The 16,623-nt window shown below is 47.4% G+C and carries 11 protein-coding genes; 7 read left to right on the plus strand and 4 right to left on the minus strand.

Annotated features, from left to right (window positions below):
• Positions 1 to 39: 39 nt before the first annotated feature.
• The 4 genes from AC0MA3_RS00905 to AC0MA3_RS00920 all read left to right on the plus strand — a co-directional run bounded on the left by AC0MA3_RS00905 (position 40) and on the right by AC0MA3_RS00920 (position 7,804).
• Positions 40 to 1,032 carry a LacI family DNA-binding transcriptional regulator gene (locus tag AC0MA3_RS00905; protein ID WP_379152977.1) on the plus strand — a complete coding sequence of 331 codons (993 nt, stop codon included), beginning with the start codon at positions 40 to 42 and terminating at the stop codon, positions 1,030 to 1,032.
• 135 nt (positions 1,033 to 1,167) lie between these two features.
• Positions 1,168 to 3,333: a beta-glucosidase BglX gene (gene bglX, locus AC0MA3_RS00910; RefSeq protein ID WP_474654831.1), complete on the plus strand. Its 2,166-nt coding sequence runs from the start codon at positions 1,168 to 1,170 to the stop codon at positions 3,331 to 3,333.
• Between the two features lie 52 nt (positions 3,334 to 3,385).
• Entirely contained in the window at positions 3,386 to 6,772 is a 3,387-nt protein-coding gene (locus tag AC0MA3_RS00915) for a GH36-type glycosyl hydrolase domain-containing protein (protein WP_474654832.1), read from the plus strand.
• Between the two features lie 174 nt (positions 6,773 to 6,946).
• Complete coding sequence (locus AC0MA3_RS00920; RefSeq protein ID WP_474654833.1) at positions 6,947 to 7,804, plus strand: DUF4405 domain-containing protein; 858 nt, start codon at positions 6,947 to 6,949, stop codon at positions 7,802 to 7,804.
• A 159-nt stretch (positions 7,805 to 7,963) separates the two neighbouring features.
• Here the strand turns inward: AC0MA3_RS00920 and AC0MA3_RS00925 are convergent, their stop codons facing one another.
• The 4 genes from AC0MA3_RS00925 to AC0MA3_RS00940 all read right to left on the minus strand — a co-directional run bounded on the left by AC0MA3_RS00925 (position 7,964) and on the right by AC0MA3_RS00940 (position 13,256).
• Entirely contained in the window at positions 7,964 to 9,271 is a 1,308-nt protein-coding gene (locus tag AC0MA3_RS00925; RefSeq protein WP_379152969.1) for a DUF5050 domain-containing protein, read from the minus strand.
• Positions 9,272 to 9,462: 191 nt separating this feature from the next.
• On the minus strand, positions 9,463 to 10,602 hold the full coding sequence (locus tag AC0MA3_RS00930; protein ID WP_474654834.1) for a toxic anion resistance protein: 1,140 nt from the start codon (positions 10,600 to 10,602) through the stop codon (positions 9,463 to 9,465).
• A gap of 198 nt (positions 10,603 to 10,800) precedes the next feature.
• A complete protein-coding gene (locus AC0MA3_RS00935; protein WP_474654835.1) occupies positions 10,801 to 12,489 on the minus strand; it encodes a vWA domain-containing protein in 1,689 nt (562 codons plus the stop codon).
• 14 nt (positions 12,490 to 12,503) lie between these two features.
• A complete protein-coding gene (locus AC0MA3_RS00940) occupies positions 12,504 to 13,256 on the minus strand; it encodes a hypothetical protein (protein ID WP_379152963.1) in 753 nt (250 codons plus the stop codon).
• A gap of 299 nt (positions 13,257 to 13,555) precedes the next feature.
• On the opposite strand from AC0MA3_RS00940, the gene AC0MA3_RS00945 reads away from it, so the two are divergent.
• The 3 genes from AC0MA3_RS00945 to AC0MA3_RS00955 all read left to right on the plus strand — a co-directional run bounded on the left by AC0MA3_RS00945 (position 13,556) and on the right by AC0MA3_RS00955 (position 16,580).
• Positions 13,556 to 14,518, plus strand: a complete 963-nt coding sequence (locus AC0MA3_RS00945; protein ID WP_474654836.1) for an EamA family transporter — start codon at positions 13,556 to 13,558, stop codon at positions 14,516 to 14,518.
• A 232-nt stretch (positions 14,519 to 14,750) separates the two neighbouring features.
• Positions 14,751 to 15,530 carry a hypothetical protein gene (locus AC0MA3_RS00950; protein ID WP_474654837.1) on the plus strand — a complete coding sequence of 260 codons (780 nt, stop codon included), beginning with the start codon at positions 14,751 to 14,753 and terminating at the stop codon, positions 15,528 to 15,530.
• 315 nt (positions 15,531 to 15,845) lie between these two features.
• Positions 15,846 to 16,580, plus strand: coding sequence for a helix-turn-helix domain-containing protein (locus AC0MA3_RS00955; RefSeq protein ID WP_379152957.1), 735 nt, complete (start codon positions 15,846 to 15,848; stop codon positions 16,578 to 16,580).
• Positions 16,581 to 16,623: the final 43 nt, after the last annotated feature.

Here is a 16,623-nt window from a genome sequence, read left to right on the forward strand (position 1 = left end):
GAGAAGCATATGGCATGATTCGGGAAGGGTTGAACAAACATGGCAACAATCAAAGATGTGGCAAAGCTGGCAGGGGTGGCCTTATCTACAGCATCCTATGCTATGAGCGGCGACAGCAAGGTGAGCGCCAAAACCAGGGAAAAGGTGCTTGAAGCCGCAAAACAGCTGAATTATCAGAAAAATGGCTTTGCCATGGATTTGAAGAGAAGCCGTACGAATACCATAGCTCTGATATTGACAGATTTATCCGGACCTTATTATTCAGAGCTGATTCGGAGCATTCAGGATGTGGCCTTGTCCAATTCCTATGACCTGATCGCATGCAGTTCTATGGGCGGGAAGGACTCCACGGCGGTAAGATTTCTTTTGGAGAAGCGGGTGGATGGAGCCATTGTGCTTGCACATAACATTACTGATGAGATTTTGCAGGCTGCCGGAAGTGACAGATTTCCTATTATTGTCATGGACCGGCTGATTGCAGGCAAAGGACTCATAAATGTTGTGGTAGATGGAGAGCAGGGCGGCTACAGTGCTACCCGTTATTTGATCGAAAAAGGCCATGAGCATATTGCTTATATCAGTGGTCCGGCTAATTCCTATGATAATGCGCTGCGCTACCAGGGATTTCTACGGGCCATGCGGGAAGCAGGTTTGGAGGAAAAGGCCAAATGGAAGCTGAACGGGGGATTCATCCGTGAGGGCGGATATAAGGCGACCAAAATGATGCTGATGCAGGGAGAGCTGCCCACAGCTGTCTTTTATGCGAATGATGAAATGGCTGTTGGAGGATTGAAGGCCCTTGAAGAGGGAGGTATCAGTGTTCCTGATGATATTTCTGTGATCGGTTTTGATGATATCCAACTGTCCGAATACATTCAGCCTCCTCTCACAACGATCCGTCAGCCTATGTATGAATCCGGATCGCTTGCGGGGCATCTGCTGTTCCAGATGCTTAATGGCGACACCGTTAATGATTTCTATAAGCTCAAGATTGAGCTGGTTGAACGCAAATCGGTCAAACCCCGGAGCTGACTGCCCTGGGGAGGTTCCGGCGGATCTTTGAATTAAATTGAAACGTTTAGGAAATAAAATTGATTCAATAAAAAAAATCTATATTATATATGGAAAAATATAATAGAAACGTTTCGTTTCTTTGGGGGAGCAGCTATGACTGAACATTTGTACAACAAATATGTGAAACATATGACCCTGGAAGAGAAGGTAGCCCAACTGTTGCAGCTGGCAGCGCCTTTCTATGATGAACCGGGTGATGATTCTGAGATTACCGGTCCTATGGAAGAGCTCGGAATTGATGCCAATACGAAACGGGCTGCGGGTTCGGTTCTCGGTATTGCAGGTGCGGAGAAAATGATGGCGGTTCAGAAAGAGCACCTGTCCGGAAGCAGACTCGGTATTCCGCTATTGTTCATGGCGGATATCGTTCATGGCTTCAAGACGATTTTTCCGATTCCACTGGCGATTGGCTGTTCCTGGGACCTCAATCTTGCTGAACAAAGTGCCGAGATTGCTGCGCGTGAGGCGGCTGTATCCGGACTTCATGTGACTTTTGCCCCGATGGTAGATTTGGTTCGTGACGCGCGCTGGGGCCGGGTGATGGAATCTACGGGTGAAGATACTTACTTGAATGCTGAATTTGCCAAGGCATTTGTCCAAGGCTTCCAAGGAGATAATCTTAAGGACGATATGACCCGTGTTGCGGCATGTGTGAAGCACTTTGCGGCATATGGGCTGGCCGAAGGAGGCCGTGAGTATAACACTGTAGATCTATCAGAGCGTCAGCTGCGCGAATATTATCTGCCGGCCTATAAAGCGGCCATCGACGCAGGCGCCGAAATGGTGATGACTTCCTTCAATACTGTGAATGGTATTCCGGCTACAGGCAACCACCAATTGATGCGCGGGCTGCTTCGTGACGAATGGGGATTTGAGGGGGTCTTGATCTCTGACTGGGCGGCGATTAAGGAGATTATTGCGCATGGAGCAGCAGAAGATGAGAAAGAGGCTGCTTTCAAGGCGATCCACAGCGGTGTTGATATAGATATGATGACCACAAGTTATGTGAATCATTTGCCGGAGCTTGTGGCAGATGGGCTTGTTGACGAAGCGATAATTGACGAAGCCGTGCTGCGGATTCTGGAGCTGAAAGAGAAGCTGGGCTTATTCGAGAATCCAATGCGCGGAGCTGATCCTGAGCTGGAACGGCAAATCGTGTTTAGTTCCGAGCACCGGCAGGTCTCCCGGAGACTTGCTGAGAAGTCGAGTGTACTACTCAAGAATGAAGGAGTTCTTCCGCTCCAGATTGACCAGCAGATTGCCTTGATAGGTCCGTTTGCAGCAAGCGGTGATATCCTCGGCTGGTGGTCCTGGACCGGTTCCAAGGAAACTGCGGTGAAGCTTGGAGAGTCGATGCAGAAAATCAGCAGTGATCCCGAAAATGTATTAATCGCAGAGGGCTGCGGCATTGATACAATTACAGAAAGCGGCCTTGCTGAGGCGCTGAACGCTGCTTCAGCAGCTGAAGTTATTGTACTTGCCCTCGGCGAGTCCTCGGACATGAGCGGAGAAGGAGGCAGCCGCAGTGATATCCGTCTTCCGGAAGCTCAGCTTGAGCTGATCCGAGAGATGAAGAAGCTTGGAAAGCCGCTGGCTGTTGTGCTTTTTAACGGTCGTCCGCTTGATCTTCATGGAGTCTTTGATGTGGCCGATGCAGTGCTGGAGGCATGGTTCCCAGGGAGTGAAGGCGGTGCGGCACTGGCGGATATTTTGTATGGCAAGGTGAATCCGTCTGGACGTTTGTCCATGTCCTTCCCGCATTCTGTGGGACAGATTCCTGTATATTACAATGCTTACAATACCGGCCGTCCGAAACCGGAGGAAGCAACTGACAACCGCTATATTTCTCAATACATCGATATTCCCAATGAACCGCTGTTGCCTTTCGGTTTTGGTCTAAGCTATACCTCCTTTGCCTATGCAGATTTTTCCCTGTATTCGGATCGGATGACAGCAGACCGTCCGCTGGAAGCCAAAGTAACCGTCACGAACACTGGCAGCCTTGCCGGAACCGAGACCGTTCAGCTCTACATCCGAGATATGTCCGGTGAGACTGTGCGTCCGGTTAAAGAGCTTAAGGATTTCAGACAGATTCAGCTGTCACCCGGAGAGAGTAGAGAGGTTGTGTTCCACATTGAGGAATCCCAGCTTCGCTATCACCATAGTGATTTGTCCTACACCAGTGATCCCGGACAGTTCACCGTATATGTCGGGTCCAGCAGTCGTGACACTCAATCGGCCATGTTCCGCTTACTCTAATATTTATTAATTAGCGGTATTCTCACCGCAGCAGATAAGGAAGTGAAACGAAATGACAATTGCATCAACAACCAGGCTGTCGCTTCAAAAGGGTGAATTAGCCTTTACGTTTCTGGAGAGCGGTGACTTGTATCAGGCTCTGGGCGGTAAAATGATGATTAATCAGCTTTTATCAAACAGTGTGGATGGTGCACCTGGGAATCTGTATGTAAGGCTCCATACCCCCAAAGGGATCCAGGCTTATCCGCTGCTTGGCGTCAAATCAGCCAGCCGTTTCCGTAAAGACGGCGAACGTTTAGTATGGCAGGGCGATATTCCTGTAGAGCAGGCAGGAACGGGAGTGAAAGAGGCTCTCCGTTATCAGGTAGTCTTCTCCATGACAAGTCCGGGTGTCTGGTTCTGGGATATTTCCATCCAAGGCAGCGGAGTTCTTGTGGATGTGATATATACACAAGATGTGGGTATAGCGTCTCCTGGAGCAGTTACAAGCAATGAGGCTTATCTGTCCCAATACATCGATCATGCAGTTTTTGAAAGTAAAGATAAGGGATATGTTGTATGCTCCCGCCAGAATCAGCCGCAGGACGGGAAGTTCCCATATCTTCAGCAGGGTCTGCTTGAAGGTGCTGCTGGATATTCTACCGATGGCTTTCAATTTTTCGGCTTATCTTACAAGGAAACGGATCAGCCAGAAGCATTGTCAGGGGACATGCTTGCAAACGAGGTTTACCAGTATGAATTTGCCTACACGGCTCTGCAGTCTGCAAAGGTCCAGTTGGAAGGGGAGACGCGGTTTACCTTCTATGGATTGTTTCGCGAGGATCATCCGGCTGCGATTACGGAGCTGGAGTATGCAGAGTCGGTTCAAGAAGCCTGGCAAGAGGTACAGTCTTTGGGAAGCATCACCGCTGAAGGGGAATTGCTGAACCGGATAGCGGGCAAACCTCAGATTGGTGAACCTCTGCAGACTCTTTCTTTGACTAATGCCGAGCTCGATGTGCTGTTCCCTCACAAGTTGCAGGAAGAGCGTGAGGATGGTAAGCTGCTGGCTTTTTTCACGGAAGGCTATGAGCATGTTGTACTCAAGGATAAGGAACTTCTTGTCGAGCGTCCGCATGGACAAATTCTTATGAGCGGTGATAATGCGCGGATGAACCCAGAGGTGATGACAACAACCTCCTATATGTATGGTATCTTCAATTCTCAGGTGGTCGTAGGCAACACCAATTTCAATAAAATGATGTCCAATGCCCGCAGCGCCTTGAACGTCTACAAGACTTCAGGACAACGGATATATGTCTACACGGAAGGACAATATCATCTGCTAACGATGCCTTCTCTGTTCGAAATCGGCTTTAATTATGTGCGCTGGTATTATAAAACGGTAACGGATACTCTGGTAATTACCAATTACACCACGATGGATCAGCCGGAGGTTAGATTGCATGTGCATTCTGCTAACGGTATGGCTTACCGGTTCTTGATCACGAACCAGATCACCATGAATGTAGCTGAATATGAGGTTCCATATGAAATGTCCCAAGACCCTTCGGATGGTACGCTAACCTTCCGGGCAGCACAGACAGGGACCAGCGCACAGGTATACCCTGAATTAGCTTACCGGATGCAACTGGATGGTGCAGCATACGAGCTGGGCGATGAGTCACTCCTTGCAGAGGGGAAAGTTCAAGGCAGTGCTTCTCTAGTGGTAATGGAGTTGCAGGAAAGCGCTGACTGGACCTTGACGTTACAAGGACTGCTGGATGGCAAGGCGCGTCCAATAAGCTCCACTTCCGTTGAAGCCGAGGCGGCACGGTACCGCGAATTTTTGTCTGGAGTCATGAATGGTTTCAAGCTGACGGAGCAGGGCGGTACACAAGGAGAATTATTCAAGGTGAATGCGCTGGCTTGGTGGTATACCCACAATATGCTGGTTCATTATTCCGTACCTCACGGTCTGGAGCAGTACGGCGGGGCGGCATGGGGAACCCGCGATGTCTGTCAGGGACCGGTGGAATATTTCCTGGCCACCCACAAGTATGAACAGGTTCGTGAAATCCTGCTTACTGTATTCACTCATCAGTATGAGGATGATGGCAGCTGGCCGCAGTGGTTCATGTTTGACAAGTATACACAAGTCCAGCAGGAGGAGAGCCACGGAGATATCATTGTATGGCCGCTGAAGGTATTAGGCGATTATCTGCGGGCGACCCGGGATTACGATGTTCTGGATGTGCAGCTTCCGTACACCCGCAGACACCATTTTGACTTCACATCAGAAACAGCTTCCTTACGGGAACATGCGATCAAGGAACTGGACTATATCAAAGCGAATTTCCTGCATGATACGTTCCTCTCCTCTTACGGTGACGGAGACTGGGATGATACCCTTCAACCGGCCAATGCCCAGTTGAAGCAGTACATGGTCAGCAGCTGGACAGTCGCATTGACGTATCAGACGGTGCTCGGATTATCGGGAGTGCTGCAGGAAGTGGATGCCGCATGGGCCGGGGAACTGAAGGAACTGGCTACAGGCATCAAAGGTGACTTCAACCGCTATATGCTGGGAACCGATGTGATTCCGGGCTTCCTATACTTCGAAGATCCTGCCGATGCCAAGCTGTTGCTGCATCCTGAAGATAAGGAGACCGGCATCCAGTACCGGCTCCTGCCGATGACCAGAAGCATGATTGGCGAGCTGTTAACTCCAGAGCAGATGGAGGAGCACTACAAGCTGATTCAGGAACAATTCCTTTGTCCGGACGGCGTGCGTCTGATGAATCATCCGGCACAATATGCCGGTGGTGTCAGTCTGCACTTCAAACGTGCGGAGCAGGCGGCGAATTTTGGCCGCGAGATTGGTCTGCAGTATGTGCATGCCCATATCCGTTTTGTTGAAGCGATGGCGAAGATCGGCAAGCGGGATCAGGTATGGAAGGGATTGGCCGTCATTAACCCGATTGGCATTCGTGATGCGGTGCCAAATGCGGAGCTGCGGCAGAGCAATTCTTATTTCAGCAGCTCGGACGGCAAATTCTCCAACCGGTATGAAGCGCAGGAGCGTTTTGCGGAGCTTCGTGACGGTTCGGTTCCGGTAAAAGGCGGCTGGAGAATCTATTCCAGCGGTCCGGGGATCTATATGAATCAACTGATCTCGAATGTGCTGGGTATCCGCGAAGACGGCGGTGATCTGATCATCGATCCGGTATTACCGGATGAACTGGACGGCACACGATTCGACTTCGACTACGATGGCAAGCCAGCCGTGTTTGTGTACCATTGTGCACAAGGCCAACTGGCCTACGTTAAGGTGAATGGACAGGAAGTTCCTGCTGAACGGCTGGAGAATCGGTACCGCTTGGGCGGACTACGGATCAAACGGGCTGATTTTGACCGGTTGCGCAGCACAGAAGGTACAGTTGTAGATATTTATATGTAATTTTTATAGAAACTTTATGTAACACATTTAATAGCGGTCAGTGATGCAGACATCCTCTGGGGATGCCAGGCACTCACTGGCCGTTTTTTTGTCCGCCTATGTTTCGATATTCACCAAATTTTCACCAAGCACACTTATCATAAGCTCAGAGATTAGGATAAGGAGACGAAGATCATGAAGAATAAAAAATCATATGTAAAACTTACTCTTGATCTATTAATGGGAATTACCTTTGCACTTCTCTATAACACAAGAGTGTTAGGCGGGCTTGCTTTTCATGAAATTGCTGGAATAGCGATCGGGTTTGCGTTCGTGGTTCACATTTTACTGAATTGGAGATTTGTCCAGAAGGTGACCCTAAGGCTGTTTGACCGGTCCCTTCCGGTACGCACACGGTTCAGTTATTTACTAAATGTCTCGCTGTTGTTATCGATGACACTCATTCTAGTTAGCGGTCTGGTCATCTCTCGGGTCGTACTTCCAACCTTCCAGCTAGGAAATGAGAACTGGTTCAAAATAGCACATATGTCTGTAGCGTATCTGAGCCTTGGGTTAATTGGTGTACATATAGGGCTTCATTGGCATTGGGTGATTAAAGTGATGCAGAAACCTTTAAATCTCAAGCTGCCACGTTCATTATCCCGTGTTCTAATGACAGGCGTGGCAATTATGGTGCTTGCATTTGGGGTCTATCAGGTATACACGACTAATTACTTCTCCAGACTGCAGATGCTACAGGGAGTGTTCTCGGTCTCCTCAGTTTCTGGAGAGGGAATCTATGAACATGGGGATAGGGATAGATCGGAGTTCGTGAAACCTCAAAGAGGAAGCGAGAACAAGCCGTCTTTCCCGGTTAAAGGGAAGTCAAAAGGAAGGAATATCGGAAGCACCAGCTGGTATAAGGTGCTCTTTACCTACACGGGGATTATGGCTGTGTTTGCCGGAGCTACATATTACCTGGACAAATGGATTGCACGGAGAAAGAAGGTTAAGCTAGCTGTGAAGAAGCTTGAGCACCCTGGTATAACGTAATTACTTGCGGTGTGGATCTGGACAAGAGGACAAGGTAACGACTGTAATGACCGTAATCTGTCCTTTTGGCCCGTCCACAAGGGGGGCCTTGCTGCGAAAAAAAAGCCGAAGCTTCAAAGGAAGCTCCGGCTGACAGATGTTAGGTACCAGCATGCTTTTTTAGTTAGTGGTAATTGTATAGATTTCACTCACAGCTCCATCAGTGAGCTTCAGCTTTGTTTTACCGTCGGTACTCATTTTATAGAGGCTATCATTATCATCAGCGTTATAATAGAAAATACCGGTTACATCGTCATAGATTGAACTGTTATCCCAGGTCACGCCGTTCAATTTGGATAAAGATAAATCCGCATTTACAGCATAAGCCGCATTGTTGGTGAAAAATACAGTTTGTCCGGCGGCTGTACCATTCTTCACATTATAGACATTTGTCACTTGACTTAGCCCAAGCGTTTTGGTGCTGATTACTTTACCGTTGGCGATCGTACTGACGTATCCTTTACCGTTGCTGCCTACGTAAGCCAGCTTATTTCCGCCCATATCGGCCAGGCTGACAACTGCGCTTTGACTAAGCTGAAACGATTTTCCGTTATGATCTATAGCAAAGCTTTTGGCCTTGGAATACACATAATCATCATTTTCATCTACGGTAACACCTTTGTTATAGACATAATAATCTTTGGACCAGAAGCCGGATAAGGTTGCATTAACATCCAGAGGGCTTTTGGCATTGGCTGCTTTGGGATTTCCTCCAGTAATCGGAAGAGTGTACAGAACCATGGAGTTAAGTGAATAATAGTTTTCTGCCGGTTTGGTATCTACCATTACAGATACTGTAGTAGGAGTCGAATGGATAAAGGAATAAGATGGAATGGCGCCTTGACCTATATATTGTACATTTCCGCTACCATCGCGGGACTTTGAAGCAGCCCAGGTGTTGGTTCCATTTTTCAGAACATTGTAGTAAATGCGGCCACCCTCAACATAGAATCCAGGGAATTCTGTGTCTGCGTTATTAGCAATTTGCTTGATCTGGGTGTCATCAGGTGCATTAGCAAGCGAGCGGTAGATCACGCCATGATCATCCATGAAATAAAGGTAATCACCCTCGATCTGGTAAAATATAACATCCTTTCCGCCGGCAAAGTTGCTGATCAGTGCGTCCGGTTCGGTCAGAGACAAGCGCTGCAGCTTGCTGGTTTCCTCATTATCATAAAAATACAAATACTGGCTGGTTGCATCCAGATAGGATCCTTCGAAATAATCAGAGATCATTTGAGCACTACCCCCGGCAGTAGGGACACGGTACAATGCTCCATCTTCCGTACTATAGTACACATACCCGTTCTCAGCAGCTGCTGCCGATGCTTGTGAATTCAGCTTTCCTACCCCTAAGGCTGTGCTGATCAGTACACCTGCAAGCAGGATGGACCCTATTCTTTTTGTTAACTTCTGGAACTTTTTCATTTGTCGACTCCTCTTTAGGTGAAATAGTATGAATAATAACATTACCTTAATAACATATCGGAATTGCTATAGGAAAATATATGAAGCGAAAGAACCATTATTTATCAGTCAATTCATATATTTCATGGTAAAAGACCTGCATAAATGTGCAAATCAGAAATATCCTTCATACTCTCACATAGAATCGTGACCTATAACCCTAGCGAATTGCCCCGTTCTAGACGCCGGATCTGTTGCTCGCCATTGTCGGCCAGCTCCCGGAACTGATGGATGGTCTCGCGCATCCTCGGCAGTGCCTCCTGCTTGTAGGTGCTGATTGAGTCCAGGGCGGACAAGACATCGGTAAATGCCTGTTTCAGTGTATCCGGGGAGATCGCGGTTTCCATCGATTGTTTTTGGATGGCTGCACCTTGCTCTTTTAGCATTTTTGAGGTGCCGCTGATCAGATTATCTGTCGTTTGATTCAGCAGTTCGATTTTTTTAAGTACAATTTTTTGATTATATAGTGCGCTTGCTACGGTGACGGATATTTTGAGAGCAGATACGGTAACATTTCTGGCCCTGTCGACGCCCCGGATCAGTTCTTTGTTATTTCTGATCACAACCTCGATAGCCATGATGCCTTGCTGATTCACCACCAGCATCTGCTGCAGATCCATGACCCGCTGACGGAGCGGAAAGAGGACTTCTTCGGTAATGAAGCGGATCTTGTCTTCGGACTCACTTCGCACCTTGGCGGCTTCAATCTGCTGCTCGATTTCCTGGTCCATCAGCATGCCAAGCTGGATTTCCTTCTGCAGCCTTTTGGTGAGCTCACGCAGGGTCTGCTGTTCGATCTCAAGGGTTGTGTTGTCATTCTTCAGAATGGATTTGCCTTTATCCAGGGAGACAATAATATCAGAAATGACAGCATCGGCTTTTTGGTATTTGGCAAAATACGTACGCAGCGGATTAAAGAACTTGCCGAGTATCCCGTTTTTGGCAAAATCGATAGCGCCGGGATCCAGATCCTTTAACTGCAAATGAAGCTCCGTTAATCCTTTGGCGACTTGCCCGCCTTCATCACCTGTCTTGGATAGATTGCCAACGGACACCTGAAGCAGAGAGTTTTTCTCTGAAGAGGAGCGCATCGTATTCATGCCGAAAGTATCGATCGATTGGAGTACGGATCTGCGTTTTTCCAGAGAGTCCATATCCAGCTCCAGAATACTTGACACATTGCTTGCGGCCAGCTCCTTCAGCTGCGTAATCTCAGCAGGCTCCGGCTTAACCTGTTCTTCAATAACAGCTTTTAGCGTTTCTGTATTAGGAATTTCCATGGTAAATGACATAACATACCTCCTAAAAGTTTTATGAAGCTTCGCTTCCCCGATTAATCACCGCAATAAAACTCGCTACGAAAGCATACGCCAAGTTTTATGAAGCTTCGCTTCCCCCGATTAATCACCGCAATAAAACTCGCTACGAAAGCATACGCCAAGTTTTATGAAGCTTCGCTTCCCCGATAACATGCACGGTGGTAGCCTTAGCTACATTTGCACGTTGAGCAGATTACCTATTTTGTATACGACATCCTCTGTGTCCGCATTGATATTAGCTGCCTCATTTATGCTGGAGATGCTCTCTAATGCCTTGATGTTCGCATTGTAGCCAATGGTATAGACCGGAATCTTGTAGGTCTCAATTAAGCCTCTAATCTCATCCAGTGAATGGCCTTCATTCGTTTCACCGTCACTTAGGACGAAGATCAGCGGCTTCATATCCGGATTCACTGCAATTTGGTCATGAAGCATTTTCATCGCCACAATGATTCCGTCAAAAGTAGCAGTGCCTCCGGTAGCCTGCAGGTTGTTAATTGCACCTACGAACATGGACTGCTGATTGGTGTCATATTTGCCGATGGGCAGATTAATAGTCACTTCACTGGAGTAAGATACAAGACCGATACTGTTGTCTTTACCAAGAAATTTCTGTCCTTTGAGGAGCGACTCCTTCAGATGATTAAGCGGTTCTCCAGCCATGCTTCCCGACACATCAGCCACAAATACAGCTGCAACCGGTTTACTGCCATCCTTTTTCTCCTTCCAGAGCTTCTGCGCAGATGAGAGGAGGCTGCCCTGGGGAGGGGAGAGTTCGGAGACGTATTCATTCAATCCATTGAAGCCTTTATCCGAAGCCAGCTTTTGAAATTTGTCTTGCTCTGTGAATTCAGCAAATTTCTTAATGATGTCCAGCTTCTCATCAGGTAAATTCCCAAGTGCGTAGAGTGGACTGTCATGACGCACTCCAAACGGAGTAAAGACATAGCCGCTCTTCAGATCAGGCGCATTGACATAGGTTTGATATTCCAGAACAAAAGCGTCCAGTACCCCTGTAGAGGCGGCATCCCGCATTTGCAGCGTGGTCGAAGCGATAAAAGGAACATTGGCCTGGAACCGTTCAAAGCCCTGCACGGCTTGATCACTAAGCAGATTTGAACTGTCAAAAGTACCGAGAGCGGTCACCAGGAAATTCAGTCCGGTGGAGCTGGCAAACGGATCGGTATAGCCCATCGACAGTTCATTCGCAGCGATAGCATCCGTGATGGTTTTGACATTCAAAGAGCCGTATTTGCCGACCAGTTCATCATATTTCTTCTTATTGGTTACGATACCGGCGACATTACCGGCCATGCGCTTGGATATAAGCTCGGCAGGTGTACCGTTCGCTTTGACCATTTCTCCCCACAGTTCATTGGATGGGGTAAAAGCATCCGGAATATACTTGCCGGACCGTATGAAGTCTGCGGCGGTACCGGAGGCGATATTACGGATCTTCACAGAAGCCTGTTTGCCGCCGATCATGATCTTTGCGTCATTAAAGGCGGTGGCTACTTCATTCAGCCAGCCGTTATTTCCCGTCCCGGATTTCTCAGGGGAAGCGAATATTTCAACGAAATTGTCCGTAGTATTCTCAACGGAAATCGGGAATTTGGAGATGTCGGGCAAGGATTCACCGATATCTGCAGGGTCCAGATCGATTTGCCCTTTTACTGTATCTGCGATCGTTACATTAATATTGCTGTATAGTCTGTTCAGCTTTTTACCGGCGTCTTCTGCCGAAATCTCCTTATCGGATTTACCCAAATTAGCGGTCAACGTGATTCCAAAATAGACAAGTGCAAATACGCATGCTGCAATCCCTGCAAGTATGATTCCTTTTTTGCCTTTTCCGGACATGTGCATCTTCCTTTCTAATTCTGATAGAGCTTGGTTTGCCCGATCAAGGCGTTAAGCTCTTTCATGCAAGGTATTTCATCAACTATGCTGTAGTCCGTACTATCCAGCAGAGAAATTTCCAGCAGCAGTTGATCCAGCTTAAGCAGAATCTCCTCGTTTGCCCCGAGATAGCCAGTCATATGGGCAAAATATTCGTTATACAGCTCGGTTTTTCTCTGTACCAGGGTATCGGTGAAGGCCTTCGGCTTTTGCCTTCTGGTGAACAAGGTGAAATCAGAGGCATCGAATACACTGAGTTTGTTCAGAATTCCCCGCAGATTCAGGAAAAAGAGCTTTTCAACCTCCATAATGACGGATTGGAACTTCCGGAAGCTTAACTCCGTAGGCTCAAACCGCTCGCCCAGTATATTCATCAAAGTGGATTTCTTCTTGTCGATTCTATCCAATTGTTCCAGGGCAAGCAGGACATCCTTTTTGAGCACCTGCACATTCTTGTAGCGGTTCAGCTCTGCGAGGTAGTCTTCCCGGGTTACTAAAGCACGCAGAGAGGGAGCGGCCGGAGTGTTGAAGAGGAGGGTATAACTCCCATATAACACGACAAGCAAACTAATAAATAACATGGTAACGCCTGAAGCAGTCTCAAGCGTACTTCCGCCGACAATTTGAAGACCGAGCAGTCCTGGGGAAAGTACAGCTATATTGGAGAGCGTAATTCCGGTGATGAGTCCTAACAGCTTGACGGGTCGAGAACGATTCAGAATGCACACCTCCTCTGCAGGGTAGGGTAGGATTCTTGTCAGGAATTGTTGAACCCTAAAATTTTAAGAAATAAAGGTTGACAGCAGTTTACTTGCCATGTAACATATGAACAGTCGTCATACGTATAATTACATACTGTTCTCGTATAACCTCGCAGCCTAACGGGCATCAACAGGGCGAGGGTTTCTACAGGAAGCCTACTCTTCCTAACTACGATGGCAAGGATCGTGTTCCACGGTCCTCGTCCCCGGAGTTAGGTTTATTTGCGTATTGCGGCCGATTCAATAGATTCAGGAGGCATAAATGAATGAAGGATTTGAAATATTTGTTATCGGTATTATTGGGTGCCATGAGCTACGGCATTTTATCCACGATCGTCGTATTGGCGTACGGAGAGGGGTACCAGCTTGGTGAAGTGGTTGGAACGCAGCTGTTGACCGGCTGCATCCTTGCCTGGCTGCTGGCTTTATATACAAGGGTTAGACAGACTCGCAAACAACGTAGCCAAGGTATCACACCTGCTGCCGCACGTCAGGAATCGCCAGCTCTTACTTGGAAGCAGCGATTGCTGCTCATGATGGCGGGTGCGCCAACCGTGGTTACGGGCTTAGTCTATTACCAGTCATTGCGCTATATTCCGGCTTCACTGGCCATTATTTTACTATTCCAGTTCACTTGGATCAGTGTGTTGATTCAGGCTGTCAGCAAAAGGCAGCGGCCGGACAAGGTGACGCTGCTGACGCTGCTGCTTCTCTTTGGCGGAACACTGCTTGCAGCAGGAATCATGGATCAGGGGGCAGCACATTTCAACACTCTGGGACTTACACTTGGCCTGCTGTCAGCTGTGAGCTACTCCATGTTCATTATTTTCAGCGGCAAAGCGGTTCCCTCTGCACATCCGGCATACCGGAGTGCATGGATGGTTACCGGCGGATTGCTTCTACTCTTCATTATATTCCCGCCATACTTTCTGTTTAACGGGCTTTTGTGGGGACAACTGCTGCTGTTTGGATTTTTACTTGGTTTGTTCGGGGCGTTTATTCCGCCGGTATTATTTGCGATTGGTGTTCCTCATATCGGGGGCGGCATGGCTGGCATACTTGGTGCAGCCGAGCTGCCGGTTGCCGTATTGCTGTCCTCATTCGTACTGCATGAGCAGGTAAGCGGATTGCAGTGGACCGGGGTTGTCCTGGTACTTCTGGGAGTTGTGCTTCCTGAAGTGTACAAACTTCGATGGAGAATGTCGGACAGGGCAGCTTCACAGGCTTAAGCCCAGTCATTTAGAGAGTGTGCTTACGTAAAAGCAGTCAATAACAGCGCGTACCCGGATAAGACGGGTACGCGCTGTTTTCGTTAAATGCTAAATTCTATTTATACTAAAGAGGTTTTTGCAGCAAAAAAGGATTCTTAGGTTGATGAATGGAACAAGGAAGTGAGAGGATATAGATAGGAGATTTGGATACTGCAACCACAGGTTATGCCAAGAAAAGGGGGAATTACATATGAACGGGGAGTTGCATCAGCTATTATTAATCACAGCGCTGGGCAATGGATATTTGATTAGCGGGGCCGATGCTTCCAATGCAGAAATGGAGCATATGGAGTCTATAGAAGTACAATTCATAGCAGAATCGGGCGTGAAGGGCAGAACCTGGCCGGAGTGGCTTGCTGAGCTGAGAAATAATGGATGCCGGCGGCTCATGTTAAATGGTATGCCTTCAGAAGCTTCTGGGATCAGTAGTACTTATAGTGCCGCTGGGGTACCCACCGGAGTGACCTCACTTGGAACATCAGGGGAATCGTTATGGAAAGCTGATTGGCGGATGGATAAGTATGGCTCGCAGACCAAGTGGAAAGTTATCTACACCGAGCAGAAACTTCTCGACGGGCAGAAGGGCAATCGCGAATTCCTTCCTTTATCCGATTTATCAGGGAAGCTGGAAGCAGTACTAAGACAGATTGGAGATCTCGCTAGCGGAATCGGTGAGAGTTTCTGGACGGAACATTTCTTTGAGCCAGCAGGACAAGTACTGAACGGAACCGGTCCAGCTGTGCAGTTGTCTTTTACCTTACCGGATATTTATAACGACCAGGCGCGTACTCTGCTGAATGCTGTCTATAAAGCTTGGGTATTCGGGGGCATGGGTTCCTGGAATGACGGTCCTCCGTATTCTGCCTATCAGCATGACCGGGAGAAGGAGTATAGTGCACTATCAGCCCGGTTGTATGAAATCCTGGTGCATTGCGCCAGAGGAGCAGTGAATTCAGTAGTACTGCTCTGAAGCTTAACAATCTGTATAAATCAGTCCATGAACAGAGTAAATGAAAAAATAGTATAATAGTAACGTTTATCTGATGATCAGTAATAACATGAACTTACTATATGCACTTAAAGTCCTGTTTTTTAGCAGATTAACGTTTAATGTTGATGATATGATTGTATTTTTTAAGTACAACATGCCAAAAGTCGTATATTCAAAGATTCAGAAGTATATAGCGTAGTTTGCCGAAAATTCATTTTCCCCTGCATTTATTCCGATAAGTATATTGGATTCTCCAGTTTCTGGGTGATCTTATGTGGAAGGAGAAATGTAGGAATGATCACAACCATCGATACACCTGGCCGGCTTGAAAAAGAGGTCTGTTTGTCATCGAACACGCAGCAATTTAACTGTATTAACGCTCCTAATCAACTTTTAATTGATGTTTTTCAGCACTGTATATTCAATATTAAAGATCATCTTAGCGGTACATATTTATTTCTGCTTACGGATGAGGAGGGGGTTCTCCTTGCGATGGATTACAGTCGTAATCTGGAAAGTGTTGTAAGCAGTTCTCCTATTCACCTGGGGATGTTTTTTACAGAAGAATGTTGTGGTGTTAATGCGATATCCGAGGCCATAGCACAGGGCTGTTCCGTATATTTGCCGCCTGAAGACCATGAAAGTCCTTTTTTTAAGAATTGGCACTGTTTTTCGGTTCCGTTAATGGTCAGTAATGAAATTATTGGCTATCTCGATGTATCAACAATCAATGCAGCTATGAAAAGCGAACTGATCGCGATTGCCAAGCTGATTCCGGCAGATATGCTCATCAGTTACCAGGTCCAGCTTGCAAGCAAGACCGCAGGTCATCTTCCCCCGCAACTAAGTGAACGTCAGCTGAAAGTACTCAAGCTGATCTCTCAAGGACTGACGGGTAAAGCGATTGCCTACAAATTAAAGATAAAAGAATGTACGGTTAATCATCATAAAAAAATTATTTTTGATAAGTTGGGGGTCCAATCCAGCTCCGAAGCTGTTTCCGTAGCCACACGGATGTTATTGTTTTAGTGTTCCCTATAGTTTTATATAGGTGGAAAGGATGACATTACAT

Source organism: Paenibacillus sp. LS-5 (assembly GCF_056121505.1).